Annotated in this window: 16 protein-coding genes; 12 read left to right on the forward strand and 4 right to left on the reverse strand. The window is 46.0% G+C overall.

From position 1 onward, the window contains the following. Window positions 1-22: 22 nt before the first annotated feature. Window positions 23-1177, reverse strand: a complete 1155-nt coding sequence (locus OH463_RS04905; RefSeq protein WP_050907266.1) for a GGDEF domain-containing protein — start codon at window positions 1175-1177, stop codon at window positions 23-25. Window positions 1178-1623: 446 nt separating this feature from the next. On the opposite strand from OH463_RS04905, the gene OH463_RS04910 reads away from it, so the two are divergent. From OH463_RS04910 to OH463_RS04950, 9 genes are all read left to right on the forward strand, one after another. Then, window positions 1624-2949: a carbohydrate porin gene (locus tag OH463_RS04910; protein ID WP_199478865.1), complete on the forward strand. Its 1326-nt coding sequence runs from the start codon at window positions 1624-1626 to the stop codon at window positions 2947-2949. Window positions 2950-3429: 480 nt separating this feature from the next. After that, entirely contained in the window at window positions 3430-4434 is a 1005-nt protein-coding gene (locus OH463_RS04915; protein WP_005448990.1) for a LacI family DNA-binding transcriptional regulator, read from the forward strand. Between the two features lie 22 nt (window positions 4435-4456). Further along, window positions 4457-5704 (forward strand): ABC transporter substrate-binding protein, encoded by a 1248-nt coding sequence (locus OH463_RS04920; protein WP_005448993.1) that lies wholly within the window; start codon window positions 4457-4459, stop codon window positions 5702-5704. 60 nt (window positions 5705-5764) lie between these two features. Continuing rightward, the gene (locus tag OH463_RS04925; RefSeq protein WP_005448995.1) at window positions 5765-6754 is read left to right on the forward strand and encodes a carbohydrate ABC transporter permease; all 990 of its coding nucleotides are present in this window, start codon (window positions 5765-5767) and stop codon (window positions 6752-6754) included. Between the two features lies 1 nt (window position 6755). Next, window positions 6756-7640, forward strand: coding sequence for a carbohydrate ABC transporter permease (locus OH463_RS04930; protein WP_005448996.1), 885 nt, complete (start codon window positions 6756-6758; stop codon window positions 7638-7640). 23 nt (window positions 7641-7663) lie between these two features. After that, complete coding sequence (locus tag OH463_RS04935; RefSeq protein WP_009696616.1) at window positions 7664-9013, forward strand: GH1 family beta-glucosidase; 1350 nt, start codon at window positions 7664-7666, stop codon at window positions 9011-9013. Next, entirely contained in the window at window positions 9013-10107 is a 1095-nt protein-coding gene (locus tag OH463_RS04940) for an ABC transporter ATP-binding protein (protein ID WP_005448999.1), read from the forward strand. The genes OH463_RS04935 and OH463_RS04940 overlap by 1 nt, the downstream gene beginning before the upstream one ends. A gap of 134 nt (window positions 10108-10241) precedes the next feature. Then, window positions 10242-11264 carry a LacI family DNA-binding transcriptional regulator gene (locus OH463_RS04945; RefSeq protein ID WP_009696617.1) on the forward strand — a complete coding sequence of 341 codons (1023 nt, stop codon included), beginning with the start codon at window positions 10242-10244 and terminating at the stop codon, window positions 11262-11264. Between the two features lie 210 nt (window positions 11265-11474). Then, complete coding sequence (locus OH463_RS04950) at window positions 11475-12815, forward strand: MATE family efflux transporter (protein WP_017189740.1); 1341 nt, start codon at window positions 11475-11477, stop codon at window positions 12813-12815. 213 nt (window positions 12816-13028) lie between these two features. Here OH463_RS04950 and OH463_RS04955 read toward each other — a convergent pair whose 3' ends face one another. Next, entirely contained in the window at window positions 13029-14708 is a 1680-nt protein-coding gene (locus tag OH463_RS04955) for an RluA family pseudouridine synthase (RefSeq protein ID WP_269990686.1), read from the reverse strand. 511 nt (window positions 14709-15219) lie between these two features. Here OH463_RS04955 and yidD point away from each other — a divergent pair. From yidD to OH463_RS04965, 3 genes are all read left to right on the forward strand, one after another. Then, the gene (gene yidD, locus OH463_RS26310) at window positions 15220-15570 is read left to right on the forward strand and encodes a membrane protein insertion efficiency factor YidD (RefSeq protein WP_079401627.1); all 351 of its coding nucleotides are present in this window, start codon (window positions 15220-15222) and stop codon (window positions 15568-15570) included. Between the two features lie 31 nt (window positions 15571-15601). After that, window positions 15602-16567, forward strand: a complete 966-nt coding sequence (locus OH463_RS04960) for a DUF3137 domain-containing protein (protein WP_005447272.1) — start codon at window positions 15602-15604, stop codon at window positions 16565-16567. Between the two features lie 150 nt (window positions 16568-16717). Continuing rightward, the gene (locus OH463_RS04965) at window positions 16718-17515 is read left to right on the forward strand and encodes an HAD family hydrolase (protein ID WP_269990687.1); all 798 of its coding nucleotides are present in this window, start codon (window positions 16718-16720) and stop codon (window positions 17513-17515) included. A gap of 87 nt (window positions 17516-17602) precedes the next feature. Here OH463_RS04965 and OH463_RS04970 read toward each other — a convergent pair whose 3' ends face one another. Beyond that, the gene (locus tag OH463_RS04970) at window positions 17603-18007 is read right to left on the reverse strand and encodes a hypothetical protein (protein WP_269990688.1); all 405 of its coding nucleotides are present in this window, start codon (window positions 18005-18007) and stop codon (window positions 17603-17605) included. A 10-nt stretch (window positions 18008-18017) separates the two neighbouring features. Beyond that, window positions 18018-19109, reverse strand: coding sequence for a GGDEF domain-containing protein (locus tag OH463_RS04975; RefSeq protein ID WP_005447275.1), 1092 nt, complete (start codon window positions 19107-19109; stop codon window positions 18018-18020). Window positions 19110-19111 lie beyond the last annotated feature (2 nt).

The following is a 19111-nucleotide window of genomic DNA, read 5'->3' on the forward strand; positions in this document are numbered from 1 at the left end:
GCGTTGTAACGAGGTCACATTTTCACTTCCCCATTGCGCCAACAAGCGAATGTCTTTGATGGCGTAACTCTTCTGCATGCGAGCAATGCTCATAATAGGCGTACTGGTTTTTACCCGTGTGCTTTGCCGCGTACATGGCTTTATCCGCACAACGAGTCAGTTCAGATAGGTCATTCGCATCCTGATGATAGATGGCAACGCCAATGCTCATTGTAAGCTCATTAATCGTGTCTTCCGATTGATAGCCAGTTTTAAATAGATTGACGATGCGATCCATGATGGTGTCTAAGTCCTTTTTACAGCGCACATCGTAGAGCATGAGTACAAACTCATCACCCGCAAAGCGAGCGATCGAATAATCGTGTTTGTCTGTCTTGCGGTCTTTGTTGCGAATGTTGTTTTTCAAGCGTGTCGCGAAGTGTTTTAGTACGCGGTCACCCACATCATGACCATAGTTATCATTGATGTGTTTGAAGTTATCAATATCAAGGAAGACCAATGCGGTAACCGTATTACTATGGGTTTGATCTAGCTCCTCTAGCTTGGCGCGAGCCCAAGTTTCAAAACTCCAGCGATTCGCTAAGCCTGTCAATTGATCGAGATAAGCGAGTTCTTCAATCCCTTCTCGATAGAGAGTTTGGATGTAATTAACCACTTTTGAGTAGTAATAAGAAAACGTATGGCACACAAAGCAGATCGCCACTAAGGTGAACATAAAGCGACGCTCAGTCATTTCACTTGCAGTGGGAACACTTTCTAGAAAAGTTAAACCAAAAAAAATGATGAGTGTGTAACTGACACTGAATAGTAAGCCGACCTTAAATTCATTAATTAGAATAATGGCAGCCACAATGGGGTAGAGCCAAAGCAACCTGCCGGATGGCGCGTCGTTATAGAGCAGCAGTAGTAAACCATCGAACATCAATACCGCGGTGAGCAGTAAATCTGCGTATTGATGATGCCCACGTACTTTAATTAAATAACTGATGGCTAAACATGCCACAGCACACAGACCAATTAAAAAGCTAAGCCCCCAGTTCCCTTCAAAGTAATGCAGCACAGAGCCATAGGCTAAAAATGCCGTCGCAATGCTGGAACAGAGAAATACAATCTTCTTTTTTCTTGTCGATCGGATATCCGCCATTTCCTCTAGGCGTGCTCCGGCCAATTTCGACATTGTGTATCCCTACTTTAGAATTATTTAATGCCTATTCTAGGTGGTAATTTAGTACTACATGGAATAGCAATACGTTTAATTGTGATATGAATCATGTTTGGCATGAATGTGAGTTATTGAATTTGTAAGAAATTTACGACCTGTGAAAGTTTTCAGGATTATGAAAACTTTCAAAAAACCAAGTATGAATTGCGCTTATTTTGAACAAATTAACGTGATTATTCTTAAACATTTCTGTGAAATGAAAGCGATTTCAAAATATGAATGACAAATTAGAATCTAATAACACTATGATTTTAATTAACAAAATACGGCGCTAGTTTCATGCGTTGTTTCATGTCATTTCGAGTGCTTGTGCCATGTGAAGCAGTAGCGACTTTTCAAACGTTTCATTCCTTAAGATCCCTATTGAAATAATTACACCTACAAAAACTTAGGGAAATCACATGAAAAACTTAAAGGTTTTACCTCTCACTCTTGCAGTGGCCACTTCGCTTGCTTCTCTTTCTACTTTTGCTGCCGATTCTGATGTAGAAGCTTTGGAAAAACGTATTCAAGAACTGGAGAAACGCATTGACCCAACTTATGTCGATGACCAACAACCAGCGGTATTAACGCCGGACATTGAGATTCCTTATGGCGTTGTGTTCTCTGGTTATGCTCGTTACGGTGCTCACTACCAAGGGGGCGACCAAAAGTACGTGATGGTTGATGGCTCTTTTAACGGCTCATCCGCTATTGGTCGATTAGGTAACGAAGGCAATGGCGGTGAATTCCAGTTAGCAAAAGCATTTAAGAATGACAGTGGCGCAATCTGGGATGTTGTGGTGATGTTCGATCACTGGGGTGACGAGGTGAACCTGAAAAAGGCTTATGCAGGCGTTACGAATGTACTAGAGAGTCAGCCGAACGCTTACATTTGGGCTGGTCGTGATTTCCATCAGCGTCCACAACAGGGCATCAATGATTACTTTTGGATGATGCACGATGGTCAAGGTGGCGGTATCAACAACCTTGAGCTTGGTTCCGTCAAACTTGACCTTGGTGTGGTTGCTTCGGTTGAAAGCTGTAACCCGGAAATCACTCCGGGATCAAACCCTTCAATCTCTTGTACTGGTGGCTCTGGAACGGGTGATAGCGGTGCGTATGCATTCACATCTAAACTGCACGGCATTGATATGGGCTTTGCTGATTTAGAGCTTTACGCGAACTATGGTTTTGATTCAGAAGCAATTGAGAGCTCAGAACACATTGATGCTTACCAGCTGGGTGCGGTGATTTCTCGTGCACACGACAGCGGATCAAACCGTTTAGTGTTGCGTTATTCTGATAACGCTGACAACGGCGTATTCTGGAAAACAGAAGACTTAACAACTATTTACGCAAGCTTTGAAGGTAATGCAAACCTTGGTGAAAACGCTGCGGTTGAATACCTATTGGCATACCACGATTACTCAATTGACGGTTCAAACAAGCTTGAACATGAGCGTACTAACTACAGTGCTATCGTCCGTCCTATGTACTTCTGGAATGATGTTCACTCGACTTGGCTAGAAGCGGGTTACCAAATGGTTGATTACGCACGTGCCGATGATGACAACACAGGCTGGAAAGTGACGCTATCGCAAAATATCTCGTTTGATTGGGGCGCTGGCGCTCGTCCGATGCTCCGCTTCTACGCGACGGCAGGTGAGGTCGACAACAAAGCAACCAACAATGACCCTAAGCAAGACACATTTAGCGTAGGTGCTATGTGGGAAGCTTGGTGGTAAACCGAGTCTAATTAATTACTGTCCATGTAACAGTGGTAGGTACTGAAGGCAGATTTATTAGGTCTCTACCACTGATTTATTTCTTAACTCTCTCTATTTAGTCATGGCGTTCATTGCAGCCAGTGAACACCGTACAGTCCATTATTGACCCTATTTTGAGCCGCATTTGCGGCTCTTTTTTTGTTTCTATGCTTTAAAAACTGCGCAGAGATCTTTATTAAAGAGTTGTGAAATCAATGCCTTTATTGAATCTCATTTGAGCGTGAAATGACCGTTTCATGAAACAGTTTCATGGCGTGGAAGGAAACTGCCTACCGCTTCATTTTTTCCGATATTGCCCGAATCTAAAGGGATTTCGGTGTGATTTCTCTCACGATAACACCCTAGTGGATAAGAAATACTAGCTGCCATGAAAGCGGTTTCGAGAAATGCATCTCGAAGCAAAATTGAATCTTGATGCTCAGGTGGAAGAGGTTTCTTGTGGCGACGATTAAAGATGTATCTGAATACGCAGGGGTTTCTCAGGCAACGGTTTCTCGCGTGATTAATGGCACTAGCCGTGTAAGTCACGATAAGAAGCTGAAAGTCGAGAAAGCGATTCAAGAACTTGGCTATCGTCCAAACTCAATCGCTCAGGCTTTGGCGTCTAGTCGCACTGGCAGTATTGGCATCATCGTGCCAGAGCTTGGTGGTCCATTTTACTCTGGCATTTTGCACAGCATGGAAGAGCGTCTGCGCCGTTTCGGTTACCACGTGGTGGTGACTGCAGGTTCAAACTCTGAGCAAAGTCAGCGTGAGTCAGTGGAATTTCTGCTTGGACGACGCGTGGATGCCATCATTTTGCATGCACAAAACCTGACGGATGATTATTTAATCGATCTTAAAGAAAAAGGCATTCCGGTGGTACTGGTGAATCGCTTTATTCCAGAAATGGCGCAATGCTGTATTGAGATCGATAACGAATTTGGTGGTCAGTTGGCGACCGAATACTTGTTGCGAATGGGGCATCGCAACATAGCGTGTATCACCGGTCCTCTGGACAAATCTGACGCACGGGGGCGTCTACAAGGTTACCGCAAGGCTCTTGAAGAAGCGGGAATCGAGTATGACGAAGCGTTGGTGTCCGAGGCCGGTTTTACTGAAGAATCAGGGGAAAGCGCAATGCGTAAACTGTTGAAGCGCGATTGTCATTTTACTGCTGTATTTGCGTGTAATGATCATATGGCGTTCGGTGCTTACGAAGTGCTGAAAGCCAATGGTGTAAACGTTCCGGAGCAAATCTCTTTGGTGGGGTTTGATGACATTTTATTTGCACGCTACCTCACGCCAGCCCTAACCACAGTTAACTTCCCTATTGAGCAAATGAGCGCTGAAGCTGTCCAGCTCGTGATTCAAATTCTCAATAAAAATAAACGAGATGTGAACTTCAAATTGTCGCCAAGCTTGGTGCCAAGAAGTTCAGTCAAGGAACTGCATACCCTATAAAACGATAATTAAGGACAACAACATGAAACTGAAAACTTTGACGCTTGCCATGACCGCTGCTTTGGGTGTTGCTGCAACGGTAAATGCGGCTGATGAAACCAAAATTCGCTTCGATGGTTTCCCTGATTTTGATAGTAGCTTGAAAGTGCTGCTACCGGATTTCGAGAAGGAAACGGGCATTAAAGTGGATTACCTAATGAATAACCACGGTGACCACCATACCAAGCTGACAACCAACTTGGCGACGGGTTCTGGCGCAGGTGATGTGATTGTTGTTGATGTAGAAAAAATCGGTCCATTTGTGGCGTCTGGCGGCTTAGTGAATCTGTCTGAAAACTATGGTGCAGACAAATACGCAGAAAACTTTGCGCCTTATGCATGGGCGCAGGGTAAAGGAGCAGATGGCGATGTGTATGGTATGCCAGTCGATTTAGGACCGGGTGTGATGTACTACCGCACTGACATTTTTGAAAAAGCGGGCATTGATATCAATGAAGCGATCAAAGATTGGGACTCTTATATTGCGGCGGGTGAAAAGCTGAAGCAACAAAACGTTCAACTGATCGCGTCTGCTGCGGATGTGGCACAAGCGATTATCTTTACCACAGTGCCAGAAGGTGAAGGTCTATACTTCGATAAAGATGGCAACCCAGTCGTGACCTCTGAGCGTTTTGTGCACGCGTTTGAAGTGGCGAAAGAGATTCGTGATAAAGGTTTAGATGGTCGTATTCTTGCGTGGTCAAACGAATGGTACGAAGGCTTCCGTAACGGCACATTTGCTACTCAGCTTTCGGGGGCTTGGCTACTTGGTCACCTAAACAACTGGATTGCTCCTGAGACTGCAGGTAGCTGGGGTGTATCTAACCTTCCTGATGGTATTTACGGTAGTTGGGGTGGCTCATTCCTATCGATTCCAACCCAATCTAAGCATCAAGACGAAGCGTGGAAGCTGATCGAATACATGACAACTCGTCGCGATATTCAGCTTAAACACTTCGAAACTATCGCAGCATTCCCTGCAAACACAACAACTTACGACGACCCTATGTTTGAAGAGAAAGTCGAGTTCCTTGGTGGGCAGCAAGCGCGCTTATTGTTTGCTGAGGTGGCACAAAACATCAAGCCAGTGGCACCAGCAAAAGGCGACCACGTTGCTCGCTCTATCATCCTAGAAAACGCACTGATGGAAGTGCTGGATGAAGGCAAAGACATTGAAACGGCATTGAAAGAAGCGGAACGCATGATTAAGCGCCGCACCCGTAATTTGTAAGCATTTCGCCATTTGGTAAGCAAGGAGGGCGAATCGCCCTCCTGAGTAGAGGTCGTTACTATGAATCATGCAGCGAGCAAGGTTATGGAAACATCACAACGTGAGAGCATTTTTTCTCGTCTAAGTTTGAAAGCGCTTACACCGTATGGATTCCTATTGCCGTTTTTGATTATTTTTTCTGTTTTCGGGATCTTCCCGTTACTGTTTTCAATTTTTCTTTCTTTCCATGAGTGGAACCCAGTCGAAGGTTTGGGTGCGATGGATTACGTCGGGCTAGAGAACTACCACATTGCTCTGACCGACCCGTGGCTGTGGCGCTCATTGAAGAACACCCTTTGGCTAGCCATTACGTCTGGTGTGGCGCAGCACTTAGTTGCTCTGCCTGTGGCGTACATTCTGGTGTCTTTGGGTGACCGTTTCCGTCATTGGTTGACGTCGGCTTATTTCCTGCCGTTCATTACGTCAACGGTGGCTGCGTCACTTATCTTCTTCAACATGTACTCGCCAAACTCAGGGATCATCAACCAAAGCTTAATGGCATTGGCAGACAGCACACTATTTGGTTGGGCATTCTCTTGGGTGAACGACTTCCAGCCAATCCGTTGGTTAGATGACGCAACCATGGTGAAGCCTTCTATCGCCATTATGGTGTTCTGGAAATACACCGGTTTTAACATAGTGCTATACACCACTGGTTTGATGACGATTCCTAAAGACATCCTAGAAGCGGCTCGTATGGACGGTGCAAACGCATGGCGTCGATTCTGGAGCATTTCACTACCAATGATTCGTCCATTCATCTTCTTTGCGGTCACCATGACCATCATCGGTAACTTGCAGTTGTTCGAAGAACCCTTCGTTCTAACGCGCGGTACGGGTGGTACAGGTCAGTCTGGTTTAACCATCTCAATGTACCTCTACAAAGTGGGCTGGGAATGGCTAGAGATGGGTACAGCGTCAGCGATTTCGTGGCTGCTCTTTACCTTGATTGCAGGCTGTACAGCGGTTCAATTCTTCTTCTTCGGTAAGAAAGGTCTAGGGGAGCAATAAGATGAGTACTAACACTTTACCTGCGGCGCAGCGTTGGCGTCCAAGCGATCGCAGTATCGAGATCTTCACAAAAATACTGATGGTGATGCTCGGCTCAATCCTGATTGTTTCTGCCATCATGACCGTATTTCCGTTCATTTGGTCGGCGCTGCTATCAACCCGTGACCGTACCGAAATCTTTGGCACTGGGATTAGCTTTGCGATTGGCGACAGCTTAGCGGTCAACTACGCAAAACTACTGGAAATAATGCCGTTTTGGCAGGCGATGTTTAACTCTATCTACATCGCATTCCTAGGCACCACAATTTCACTGCTGTTTTGTAGCATGGGCGGCTATGCGTTTGCGGTTTACAAGTTCAAGGGCAAAAACGTGCTGTTTGGTATGTTGGTTGGCTCAATGATGATTCCGCCAGTACTGAGTTTGATCCCTTATTTCATGATCGTGAAGTTTCTCGGCTTACTCGATAACCACTTAGCGGTTTGGTTACCGTTCACAACGACACCATTTGGCATCTTTTTGATGCGTCAGCACGTGGTGGCTTCGATTCCAAAAGAGCTGTTAGAAGCGGCGAAGCTCGATGGTGCAGGTGAATTTAGAACTTACTGGAGCGTGGTATTGCCACTGATGAAGCCTGCGCTTGCAACTTTGGCTATCGTGCAGTTTGTCTTCTTCTGGAACATGTTCATGCAGCCACTCGTGGTACTTACAACGCCAGAAAACTACGTGATTACGCAGGCACTGCGAAGCGTGCAGGGCATTCCGAATACGCCGTGGGGAGCGGTGATGCTCGGAACAACCATCTCCATTTTACCGTTAGTGATTACTTACTTATTTGCCTCTAAACAGATGATCAGCGGCTTGACCTCTGGTGCCGTCAAGGGCTAAGCGAAACAAAAGGTTTTATAACAATGAATAAATTCCAATTACCACAAGATTCAAAATTACGTAGCCCAGAGTTCCTATTTGGTGTCGCAACCTCTTCTTATCAGATTGAAGGCGGTGCCCAGTTAGGTGGTCGTACGCCTTCGATTTGGGACACGTTTTGTAATAAGCCAGGTGCAGTCGACAACGCAGATAACGGTGACGTGGCATGTGATCACTATCATTTGTGGAAGCAAGACATCGAGATGATTCAAGGCTTAGGGGTTGGCGCATATCGTTTATCCATGGCATGGCCGCGCATCATTCCAGAAGATGGCAAAGTGAATGAAGAAGGTTTGAAGTTCTATGAGCAAATCATCGATGAGTGTCACGCTCGTGGTTTGAAAGTTTTCGTCACGCTTTACCACTGGGATCTTCCGCAATACCTAGAAGACAAAGGTGGTTGGCTAAATCGAGAAACGGCTTACAAGTTTGCAGAGTATGCGGATGTAGTTAGTGCTTACTTTGGCGATAAGATTGATTCTTACGCGACATTGAACGAACCATTCTGTTCAGCCTACCTAGGTTACCGTTGGGGTGAACATGCTCCAGGTCTTAAGGGGGAACGCGAAGGTTTCTTATCAGCACACCACCTAATGCTGGGTCATGGTCTTGCGATTCCACACATGCGTAAGAATGCACCAAATGCGATGCACGGTTGTGTGTTCAATGCGACGCCTGCTTACCCATACAGCGAGGCAGATATCGGTGCGGCAGAGTACAGTGATGCGGAAGGTTACCATTGGTTTATGGACCCTGTATTGAAGGGTGAATACCCTCAGTTGGTCTTAGATCGCCAATCGCACAATCTACCGATGATTCTGGAAGGTGACCTCGACATCATCCAAACCGATTTGGACTTTATCGGGATTAACTTCTATACCCGTTGTGTGGTGCGTTACAACGAACATGGTGATATTGAAACTGTTCCTCAACCAGAGCAAGAGCACACGTTCATTGGTTGGGAAATTCACCCTCAGGCATTGACGGACTTACTATTGCGTCTGAATGACCGTTATCCAAACTTGCCGCCACTTTACATCACTGAAAACGGCGCAGCTGGCGATGACCATTGCATTGCTGGTGAAGTGAATGATGAGCAACGTGTGCGTTACTTCCAACTGCATCTAGAAGCGTTGGATGCTGCGATTAAAGCAGGTGTGAATGTGAATGGTTACTTCGCTTGGAGCTTAATGGATAACTTCGAGTGGGCTTACGGGTACAAGCAGCGCTTCGGCATTGTCCACGTGGATTACCAAACACAAAAACGCACCTTAAAAGCGAGCGCAATTGCTTACCGTAACATGCTGCTAGATCGAGCAGAGGAGAACCAGTAATGGCAAAAGTCGAATTCAAAAACATCAAGAAATCCTACGATGATGTTGAGGTAGTGAAACACTTCGACTTCACGGTGCAAGATGGAGAGTTTGTGGTTTTCCTTGGTCCATCGGGCTGCGGTAAATCGACCACGCTACGCATGCTTGCTGGGCTGGAAAGCATAACGGGTGGTGAGATTTACGTTGGCGATAAGCTGATGAATAAAATCGATGCGAAAGATCGTGACCTTGCGATGGTGTTTCAAAGCTATGCGCTGTACCCACATATGACGGTATACGAGAACATCGCTTTTGCACTGAAACTGAAAGGCATGCCAAAAGACCAAATCGATGTTGAAGTGCGTAAAGCGGCAAAAATGCTTGAGTTGGACGCACTGTTAGATCGCAAACCAAAAGAGCTGTCTGGTGGTCAACGCCAACGTGTTGCGATGGGGCGTGCCATGGTTCGCACGCCTAAGGTGTTTTTGTTTGATGAGCCATTATCGAACCTAGATGCCAAGTTGCGTGGTGTAATGCGTGAAGAGATCAAACAGCTTCATCGTGAGCTAAAAACCACCACGATTTACGTAACCCACGATCAAATTGAAGCGATGACACTGGCAGACCGTATCGTGATCTTGAAAGATGGTTATGTAGCTCAAGTTGGCACACCAACGGAAGTGTTCCAACGCCCGGCTAACAAGTTTGTGGCGCAATTCATTGGCAACCCATCCATGAACATGTTGGATGCCAAGCTGATTGGTGAAGACGGTAACTGGGAAGTGGAATTGGGTGATGTTCGTATTCCTCTACCAGAGCGTTTCAAAGCACACGCATCGAAGAACTTAGCACTGCACTTTGGTGTACGTCCTACGGACATCCATCTACGTGCTGAGCAAGTGGATCATGACCGCGTGCTGCCATTCCCTGTCAAAATTAAAGACAAGGAGCTACTAGGTGCAAGTATTCTACTGAAAACGGAAATTGCTGGTCAGCCATTAATGGTTGAAACACAAGCTGCGGAAGTGGATGTGGATAGTTTAACTCTCTACTTGGATTTAGATGCGATTCATCTGTTTGATGCACTGAGTGAAAACTCGCTAGCGACATTCTAAACCCTCGATATGAAAGCCAGTGCGCGCTTGCGTACTGGCAAATTATCTAGCTCTCATTTCCCATATCCAAACGTTGTCGCGTTCCCCGGCGCAACTTATATTTTTGTTATTAGCTTGCTGGGAAAATTCCTACAATGAAAAAGAAAAAAAGAGCAGCATCTATTTACGATGTGGCTAAGTTGGCTGGGGTATCACCGAGCACCGTTTCACGTTTCCTCAACCGTACAACTTTTGTCTCGGACGATAAAAGCCAAAACATAGAGAAAGCGATCAAGTCACTGGGCTATAAGCCGAACTATCAAATGGGACAAGGCACTAATACGCGTTCCATGACGATTGGCGTTCTTATCCAACATCCAGAAAGTCCGCACACCAGTCGTATCCTTAACGATATGGAAAAGGTTCTGAATGCTCAGGGGTACTCGTTGGTGATTGCGACGGGACATTGGCAGCGTTCATTGGAATCGCATGCTTTGGAGTATTTGGCGAAGAGTAATGTCGATGGCGTCATCATTGTAACGGGCAGTTTGACGGAAGCGCAGATACTGGAATATGCAGAGCGAATTCCGGTTGTTGCGGTTGGATACAATGTCATTGGCGATAAGGTTCGATCCATAAATATAGATAATGTATTGGGTGGATATATGGCGACACTGCATTTGATGCAGCAAGGTCACGTGAATATCGCGCATATTAAAGGGCTTTTGAATCAACCAGACGCCGTTGCTCGCTTTGTTGGCTACAAGAACGCACTGCAAGAGGCTGGCATTAAAGTGCTACCAAAATTGGTTAAGCAAGGCGACTTCAGCAGTGAGTCCGGTTACGCCAAAACCGTTGAGTTGATCGAATCTAAAGTGCATTTCTCCGCGTTGTTTGCTGCCAATGACCAAACGGCTTATGGAGCAATAAAAGCTCTGCATGACCATGGTTTTCGTGTACCAGAAGATGTGTCCGTGATCGGTTTTGATGATTTGCCGACCTCACAGTATTTTACGCCAGCATTAACCACGTTGCGCCAGCCAATTGAAGAAGTCGGAGCGCTCAGTGCAGAGTCCATTCTTAATTTATTGAGTGGTGAGAGACACGAGGTGCGTTTGCCACCTATTGAGTTGATTGTTCGTCAATCTACCGCTTCAAAGTTTCGTCAGTCAAGCTAAGGCAATCCGTCGAATGCATTAGAAAATATTTTCCGAAACTCGACGAAATTTTGTTGTATTTGTGACCAAACTCCGTCTAGAATTCGCGCCTGCATTTTGGTGGTTAAGTGTTCAATTGCCGAAATGTCCAAATTCTAATAAATCTAATTTTTTGAACTGCCTCACAGTTTTCTGTGGGGCAGTTTTTAGTTGTAGGAAAGGTCTCAATTCATGCCTAAAAGCCAGAATATCAACCAGCGTATGTCTATCGTGGCATTGGCTTGGCCGATACTTGTCGAAATATTGCTACGGACGGCTTTAGGAACCAGTGATGTATTCATGCTGAGTGGTTACTCGGATAAAGCCGTCTCTGCGGTTGGTGTTATCACGCAGCTCACGTTCTTCCTGATCATCGTATCTACCTTTGTGAGTAGTGGCACGGGCATCTTGATCGCGCAATACAACGGTGCAGGGCGTGAGAAAGACTCTGTTGATGTTGGCGTTGCCAGCGTAGCTTTGTCCGTTATTGTTGGTGCCTTTTTGAGTGTGCTTGCTGTGATCGGTGCGGTGTTCTTCTTACCTTATTACGGGTTAGAGGCGCAGGTTGAGCAGTACGCAAGGGAATACTTGCTGATCAGCGGTGCGATGACGTTCAACGTGACGATTGGTATCGTCTTCACCACAATTCTGCGCAGCCATGGTTACTCACGCTCACCAATGGTGGTGAACCTTATCTCTGGTGTATTCAATATCATTGGTAACTACCTTGCTTTGTATCAGCCTTTTGGTTTGCCTGTGTATGGCGTTGAAGGCGTTGCGGTGGCGACTGTCGTCAGCCAAGTGATCGGTACTTTGCTATTAGGCGTGATTTTGAAACGCAGCAGTATTGAATTGCCAATGTCTAAGCTCAAACAAGTTCCGAAAGAGGTCTACAAAAAGATCTTAAAAATCGGTGGCATGAACGCGGGCGAAGTACTGTCTTACAACATGGCGCAAATCTGCATCGTGTACTTTGTGGTGCAAATGGGTACCTCTTCGCTAGCGGCATTTACCTATGCGCAAAACATCGCACGTTTCTCTTTCGCGTTTGCGCTCGCGATTGGTCAGGCAGCGCAAATCCAGACAGGGTACTACATAGGCAAAGGTTGGGTGACCAGCATTTTGAAACGCGTGCAGATCTACTTTTTGATTGGCTTTGCGGCGTCAACAGCAGCGACGTGTTTGATCTACCTATTCCATGAAGAGATTCTGAGCGTGTTTACCGATCAGCCAGAAATCTTGGCATTGGCGGGCGCATTGGTCATGGGGTCAATCGTGCTAGAAGCAGGACGCGTGTTTAACCTGATCTTCATTTCGGCACTCAAGGGGGCGGGCGACATCAAGTTCCCCGTACAGATGGGTATTCTGAGCATGTGGGGATTAGGTGTGGTGTTTTCTTACATCTTCGGCATTCACATGGGTTATGGCGTGATTGGGGCTTGGATGGCAATTGCTCTAGATGAATGGGTGCGCGGTATCATTATGGCAAGACGCTGGCGCTCTCAAGTGTGGACGAAGTTTAAAGTCAGTTAACTTCCGTTCATAAAAACCAGAGATTCCAGACATCTCGTTCCTCGATTCTGGAATGACAATGTTTAGTTATGGTGATTGGAAACCTAACTCTATAACGCGTCATTCCCGATAGCGACGGAGGAGCGCAGTCGGGAATCTCTTACTTGCTCTAAACGTAAAAAAGGCGCTGTAACTCAGCGCCTTTTTGCTATCTGCTTTTCACGTAGAGTCACTTTAAAACTCACACTCTGCTTGGAAACACATACGCTCCTTGCTGTACGGATGATCCAACTCTAACATCTCCGCATGCAAATGCAGACGGTTGGCTTTCTCGCCATATAAGCCGTCGCCAACCATCGCCATGTTCAAGCCCATGTGGTGGGCACTGTGTACACGCAATTGGTGGGTACGCCCCGTTTTCGGGTACATGTACACCTTGCTGCGTCCGTCTTTTATTTCAATCAGTTGCCAGTAAGTTTCGGCAGGTTTACCGTGCTCAAAGCACACAAGTTGACGTGGACGGTCATCTGGATCGCCACGCATCGGAAGCGAGATTTCACCTTCAGGCTCAGTTAATACACCTTCAAGCAGTGCCATATAACGCTTTTGTACGCTGCGTGTAATGAACTGCTTTTGCAAGCTCTTGTTCGCGCGTTTGGTTAAAGCAAACACCAAAATCCCCGAAGTCGCCATATCTAAGCGATGAATCACAAATGGTCCTTCGGCATCTGGGAACATTGTTTGAAGACGTGTGTACGCGGAATCCTTGATAGTTTTACCCGGAACAGAAAGCAGACCCGATGGCTTGTTGACGATTACCATGGCTTCATCTTGGAACAGTATTTCTAACTCTTTATCTTCTGCCCAATTTTCTGCCAATGGGTTTGGCTCCACATCCAAGCCTTGCAGCATGTGCCCCAAAATCGGCTGACACTTGCTGTTGCAAGATGGGTAAAACTTTTTGTGTTGGCGCACTTCCGATTTCGGCGATACGCCCCACCAAAACTCAGCTAATGCTAGTGGTTGGTAGCCATGCTTGTATGCGAACTGAAGCAGTTTCGGAGCGGCACATTCACCAGAACCGGCTGGTGGTACTGGATTGGTAGTAGGAGCAAAAATGTCCACCAAGTCGCGCTCTGCGTTGCGGTTGTCCAAGAAGCGGTATTGCTTATGCAGTTTGTGTTGTAGAGCATTAGACAAATCTTTGCGCTGCTCTTTGAGCCCTGCCAGTGTTTGTTCTAGCTCGGCTAAGCGTGCTTCTTTGATTGCCAGCCTTTCGTTCCAAGCTTGTTTGAGGTACTTGAGCACATTCTTCTCAGCAACGCTTTGTTTACCCAAATCATCCAGTAGCGCTTTTAGATCTTCTGGATTTAAGGTTTGCTCGCCTTGCGTACGTTGCTGTTTTCGTTCTGCACGACCGGTAATCATCACTTGGCGCTGGGCATTCTCTTCTTGTTGATACGCTTCGCGGTCGGCTTTAATTTCTGCTTTCAGTTGTGCCAGTTCTGGATTAGCAGCAAAGGCTTTGTATTCCGCATTCGCCGCGTTAATAGCATCCGTCTCGCCACGAAAGAAACCTTCTTCCGTCAACATGTCGAATACGGGTGGAACAAAACCAGGGAGCAAGTTTTGATCGGCAATCTTGCCAGAGAACGCACTGAAGTAGCCAATCTCACCTTGTGGATTACGCACTAGCAAAACACCGAACATCTTACCGCGTCCACTTTGCTCATCCTCAAGACCAAAATCGTGCTCAAAGTCAGTTTGTGTCATGAGGTGCTGCTGTAATTGCTCGGCAGCCAATACACACAATGGGTGAGGGGTGTAGTAGAACGGAAACGTAAACTGCGCTGGCAAGTTATAGCCAGAAATGTCTGCAGAAAATCGAGTAAAGCATTGTTCAGGCGAGTGCATGAGAGTGAGTCCGCGCGAAATAAAAATCGAGCACGGATTGTACCTGTTTTGGCTGTGATTGCTATTCGAAGGCGCTCCTGGGCTGACGGTATCGGCTCGCTATGACTCCTTATCTCAATGATTTTCATTGCTTAGAACGCAGAAATTAGGATTGCGTTTGAAATGATTAATTTGAGTGATGTACTGTTTTGATTGATATACCCAAGTGACTTCAAGATGCAGGATTCAGAGCATTGTCATTGATTCGAGTTCAAGGAAAACAACACCGTGTAATAGCCAGCTCTTTCCAAGTTGTTTGACGCAGAAATCGGGGCAATGACACGCTCCCGAAGGGCGAGTTGTCTTGGCTTGTATACTTTGTTGCCGATTCTTGATTTAGAGTGACTAGATCTTTAAATCGTCGCCGCGTCTACAAACCAAGTCATTCTCGCTGAACCTAGCATCTCGAGGTTACTTGGGTATAAGAAAGAGCGTTGTTCTCGAATGATTTATTAGATGCAAAAGGAAAAGCATGTCGAAACTGGTGTTGGCATTGATACGATTTTATCAACGCTATTTATCCCCACACAAAGGGTTCCGTTGTGCTCATGCGGTGTACTACGGCACGGATTCTTGTTCTGCAGCCATCAGCAAAATAATTCAACGTAAAGGCGTGTTTTCTAGCTATACCAGTGTTCAAGACCAGTTTACACGCTGTAGACATGCTCATCAGCGTCTTCAAACTGAGGAACCTTCCCGTAATCGCAAGCGGCGTAAGAACAAAGACTCATCTTGTGTAACGGATATGGGATGCAACTCTTTGGATTGCGTCCCGAGTGACGCCTGTAGCGGTGGCAATGATTCACCTTGCAATTGTTGGTAATGGACTCTGTACGTAAATAAAAAGGAATGTGATGACCACTGATCAACTCAAAACTCTGTTTGAAAATGATTTGCGACATAAGCTCGAACCGCTGGAAGCTTTACGTTTAGAAGCGCTTCGTCGCCGCAAGTTTCTTGGTGTCGCGGTGTGTGTTTTCTTTGGAGCAGTGGCTTTTGATATTGCCACCTTCGCTACCATGTTTGTGCTCTTGGCACTGTTGCTCGGCGGTTGGGCTTACTTCAACAAAAAGCACAATGAGTATCGTACAACCTACAAGCAATACATTATGCAGAGTTTGTTGGCACACATTGAGCCTTCACTGACTTGGGACCCAAGCCGCAAGCTTGACAAAGATACCTTTGAACGTAGTGGTTTGTACTTAGACCGCTGTGATGGTTTCGAAAGTGATGATTTTATTTCGGGTACCATCGGTGAAGCCAAAGTGGTGATGTCTGAGATTCAAGCATCAAAGCTCATCAGCTCTGGAAGTGACAGTTCGAGTAAGCATCACGTATTTTTTGCGGGGCTGTTTTGCGAAATCGACGTTCCGATGAATGAAGACATTTGCACCTTTGTGCTGACTGATCGTGATGATACGCCAACCTTGCGCGAAAAGTTGTGGGATAGCTTCTTCAAGATTCAAATAGGTAAACGAGTCCGACTGGGCAATCCAGAATTTGACCAGCAGTATGAGGTGTATAGCGACGATTTAGACACGGCAAAGCAATTGTTAACGGATGAATTGATTGAGCGTGTGCTGACTTTTCGTCGTGAAAGTGAGTTTTCTAGCTTGTCGCTTTCTCAAGTAAACGGAAAGCTCTACATCGCCATCTCGCATTGGAAAGAGCTGTTTGAGCCTAAATTGGATGAACCTGCGGGTGAGTTTGAAGCGGTCGCGGAGATTTATCGTGAGTTGGATTTCTTGATTGGCACGGTTCGCAGTTTAGACCTTATGCGACCAATGATGGAGCCTGATAGTGTAGTAGAAACGGCGTAATCCCCTGTTATTCTCAAGCTGAAACTCGGTAAAGACTCGTTGATTTCAGCTTGAGATTCATCCAAGATCCTGTACCTTAGCGTGACTATTTTTTGCAGCCTGTTTTCATTCAAAGAGTGACCTGAGCTGCTTCACTTTTGAGTTAAAGTCATGTCACAAGCTAGCATCAAATTCATCGCCACCGATATGGATGGCACCTTACTTGACCAATATGGTCGTCTAGACCCAGAGTTTTTTGACCTGTTTTTACAGCTTGAAGAGAAGGGCATTTTATTCTCCGCAGCGTCAGGTCGTCAGTACTACAGTTTGCGTGATACGTTTGCGCCAATTCAAGACCGTATGATTTACGTGGCAGAAAATGGCACCTTGGTGATGCACCAAGACAAAGAGCTTTATAGCAGCACCATTCCGAAATCGGAAATCGATGAGATAGTAAAAGCGGCACGTGCGGTAGAAGGCACACACCTTGTACTGTGTGGTAAGCGTTCGGCTTACATCGAAACCAAAGATTCAAAAGCGTTAGAAGAGTTCCAGAAATACTACCACCGTTGCGAATACGTGCCGGATTTGCTGGCAGTAGAGGACGAATTTATCAAGGTCGCAATCTGCCACTTTGGTGGTTCTGAAGAATTGGTATTCCCTACAATGAGTGAGAAGTTTGGTCACAGTCATCAAGTGGTGGTGAGTGCGAAGATCTGGCTTGATGTGATGAACGCAGAAGCGTCAAAAGGGGCGGCGATCAAGCACCTTCAACAAACCATGGGTTTCGGTCCTGAAGAGACGATGACGTTTGGTGATTACCTCAATGACCTAGAAATGCTGCAAGTGAGTGAGCATTCCTATGCGATGGAAAACGCACATGAAGCAGTAAAAAAAGTGGCGCGCTTCTCAGCACCAAGTAACCGTGATTCGGGTGTGATGAAGGTCATCAAAGAAAAAGTGCTTTAATCGCCGCTTAGCGAATCTCAAGCATAAAAAAGCCCCGCCATTTGATGAGCGGGGCTTTTGTTTGTCTAAGGCTCAAACAGGTATGAGTTAGCGTACGTATTTCGCTGTCGCACTTACAAACCAGTGTTGTAGCTTGCCATCTGGGTTTTCTACCCACAAATCATTGTGATAACGGTAAATACGACCATTCACGGTTAGAGCTAGCGTGTTGTCGCCGGTTTGCTCCATACGAATAAACTGATCAGAAGTCACCAAAAACGGCTCTAGGTTTTCGGTGCTTGCGCCTTTGTATACAACAAAGTAACCGAACATGTTACCCGCGTCAGGGTCTGTAGAGTGAATGCGATGACCAACCAGTATGTAGTTGTCGTTGAGCGCCTCTTCGAGGGTTTGTGCGCCCACTGTCTCGTGGGATGGGATAAAGACCCAAGCCAACACACCAAGCGCGATCACTAGCAGTAATAACACCGCTCGCATGAAATTTTTCATCATGGTTATCCGTTTAACGTTGGAATTTCATTTTGTACATGCGCTTATCCGCTAAATTGATTAGGAAGTCAATGTTATCGGCGTCTTGCGGGTAGCTCGCTGCACCTAAACTGGTGGATAGAGCTCCGGCTTGGTCGGAGGCGAGAATCGGTTTCTCAAACACTACATGGACGTGGTGCGTTGCTTCGGTAATTTTGTTCTCGTCGGTTGTGTTGATGATTACGGCAAACTCGTCACCACCCATGCGATAGACAGTAAAGTCATCCAATGCCATGTCGTTTAAGCGCTTTGCTATCTCGATTAAAGCGATGTCACCCGCTTGGTGTCCCAACGTATCGTTTATGTTCTTAAAGCCGTTCAGATCGAGTAGGAGCAGCGAAAACGGGGTTTTGGTTTCTTCCTTGCGATGTAAATCGAGAAACAAAGCACTGCGGTTGGCAAGATTCGTCAGTGGATCACTTAACGCGAGTTGTTTGTGGAACTTCGATTCTTGCTTATAGAAGTAGGTCAGCAGCGCCACGGTAAGTACGAAAATGCCCAACAAGATGTATTGCGCTTGCAGTAAATTGTACGCACGAACTTGCTGTTGCTGATAAAGCGGGCTTGCAACACGGAAGTTCTGGGTGACGTAGTCAATCATCTCCATGTATAGATTTTGCGTTGCGCGGTAAAACTGATTAGCAGCCACGCTGCTGCCTGTTTTGGCTTCAACTAAGATGGGTTCGAGTTGTTGAAATTTATCGAATAGAGAGACAAAGTACACGCGTACTTCTTCTCTTGATAGGAAAGAGTCCGCTTCTTTGTTGTTGATCAGCAAATCAAAACGGCTCCAAGCTAACTCATATTGCAGCTCGGCTCCATCAATGTTCATCACGCTCTCATTGAGCCGACGCGCTTCACCCACTAATTCCGATAACTCTTTAGATAAATGAAATAAAAACCAAGTCGCTTGGTTTTGTTGGGCAGAGTAGCTTTGGGTAAGTGCTCGGGTTTCTTTCAATAATACGATGTTGGCGAGCAGCAATGTCGATGAAAAAATCAACAACAATAACTTACTCTTAGTCGAAAATGGACCTTGTTTTGTAGGATGGGGTTTCGCCTTCATTG

Origin of the sequence: Vibrio sp. NFR (genome assembly GCF_027587095.1) — a bacterium.
GTDB lineage: Bacteria > Pseudomonadota > Gammaproteobacteria > Enterobacterales > Vibrionaceae > Vibrio > Vibrio harveyi.

What these genes read in the sequence shown, in the direction of transcription:
- OH463_RS04975 (WP_005447275.1), bottom strand. Translation starts at nt 19,109, where the DNA reads ATGAAGGCGAAACCCCATCCTACAAAACAAGGTCCATTTTCGACTAAG.
- OH463_RS04955 (WP_269990686.1), bottom strand. Translation starts at nt 14,708, where the DNA reads ATGCACTCGCCTGAACAATGCTTTACTCGATTTTCTGCAGACATTTCT.
- OH463_RS04920 (WP_005448993.1), top strand. Translation starts at nt 4,457, where the DNA reads ATGAAACTGAAAACTTTGACGCTTGCCATGACCGCTGCTTTGGGTGTT.
- OH463_RS04965 (WP_269990687.1), top strand. Translation starts at nt 16,718, where the DNA reads ATGTCACAAGCTAGCATCAAATTCATCGCCACCGATATGGATGGCACC.
- OH463_RS04960 (WP_005447272.1), top strand. Translation starts at nt 15,602, where the DNA reads ATGACCACTGATCAACTCAAAACTCTGTTTGAAAATGATTTGCGACAT.
- OH463_RS04925 (WP_005448995.1), top strand. Translation starts at nt 5,765, where the DNA reads ATGAATCATGCAGCGAGCAAGGTTATGGAAACATCACAACGTGAGAGC.
- OH463_RS04930 (WP_005448996.1), top strand. Translation starts at nt 6,756, where the DNA reads ATGAGTACTAACACTTTACCTGCGGCGCAGCGTTGGCGTCCAAGCGAT.
- OH463_RS04940 (WP_005448999.1), top strand. Translation starts at nt 9,013, where the DNA reads ATGGCAAAAGTCGAATTCAAAAACATCAAGAAATCCTACGATGATGTT.
- yidD (WP_079401627.1), top strand. Translation starts at nt 15,220, where the DNA reads ATGTCGAAACTGGTGTTGGCATTGATACGATTTTATCAACGCTATTTA.
- OH463_RS04970 (WP_269990688.1), bottom strand. Translation starts at nt 18,007, where the DNA reads ATGATGAAAAATTTCATGCGAGCGGTGTTATTACTGCTAGTGATCGCG.
- OH463_RS04950 (WP_017189740.1), top strand. Translation starts at nt 11,475, where the DNA reads ATGCCTAAAAGCCAGAATATCAACCAGCGTATGTCTATCGTGGCATTG.
- OH463_RS04945 (WP_009696617.1), top strand. Translation starts at nt 10,242, where the DNA reads ATGAAAAAGAAAAAAAGAGCAGCATCTATTTACGATGTGGCTAAGTTG.
- OH463_RS04935 (WP_009696616.1), top strand. Translation starts at nt 7,664, where the DNA reads ATGAATAAATTCCAATTACCACAAGATTCAAAATTACGTAGCCCAGAG.
- OH463_RS04910 (WP_199478865.1), top strand. Translation starts at nt 1,624, where the DNA reads ATGAAAAACTTAAAGGTTTTACCTCTCACTCTTGCAGTGGCCACTTCG.
- OH463_RS04905 (WP_050907266.1), bottom strand. Translation starts at nt 1,177, where the DNA reads ATGTCGAAATTGGCCGGAGCACGCCTAGAGGAAATGGCGGATATCCGA.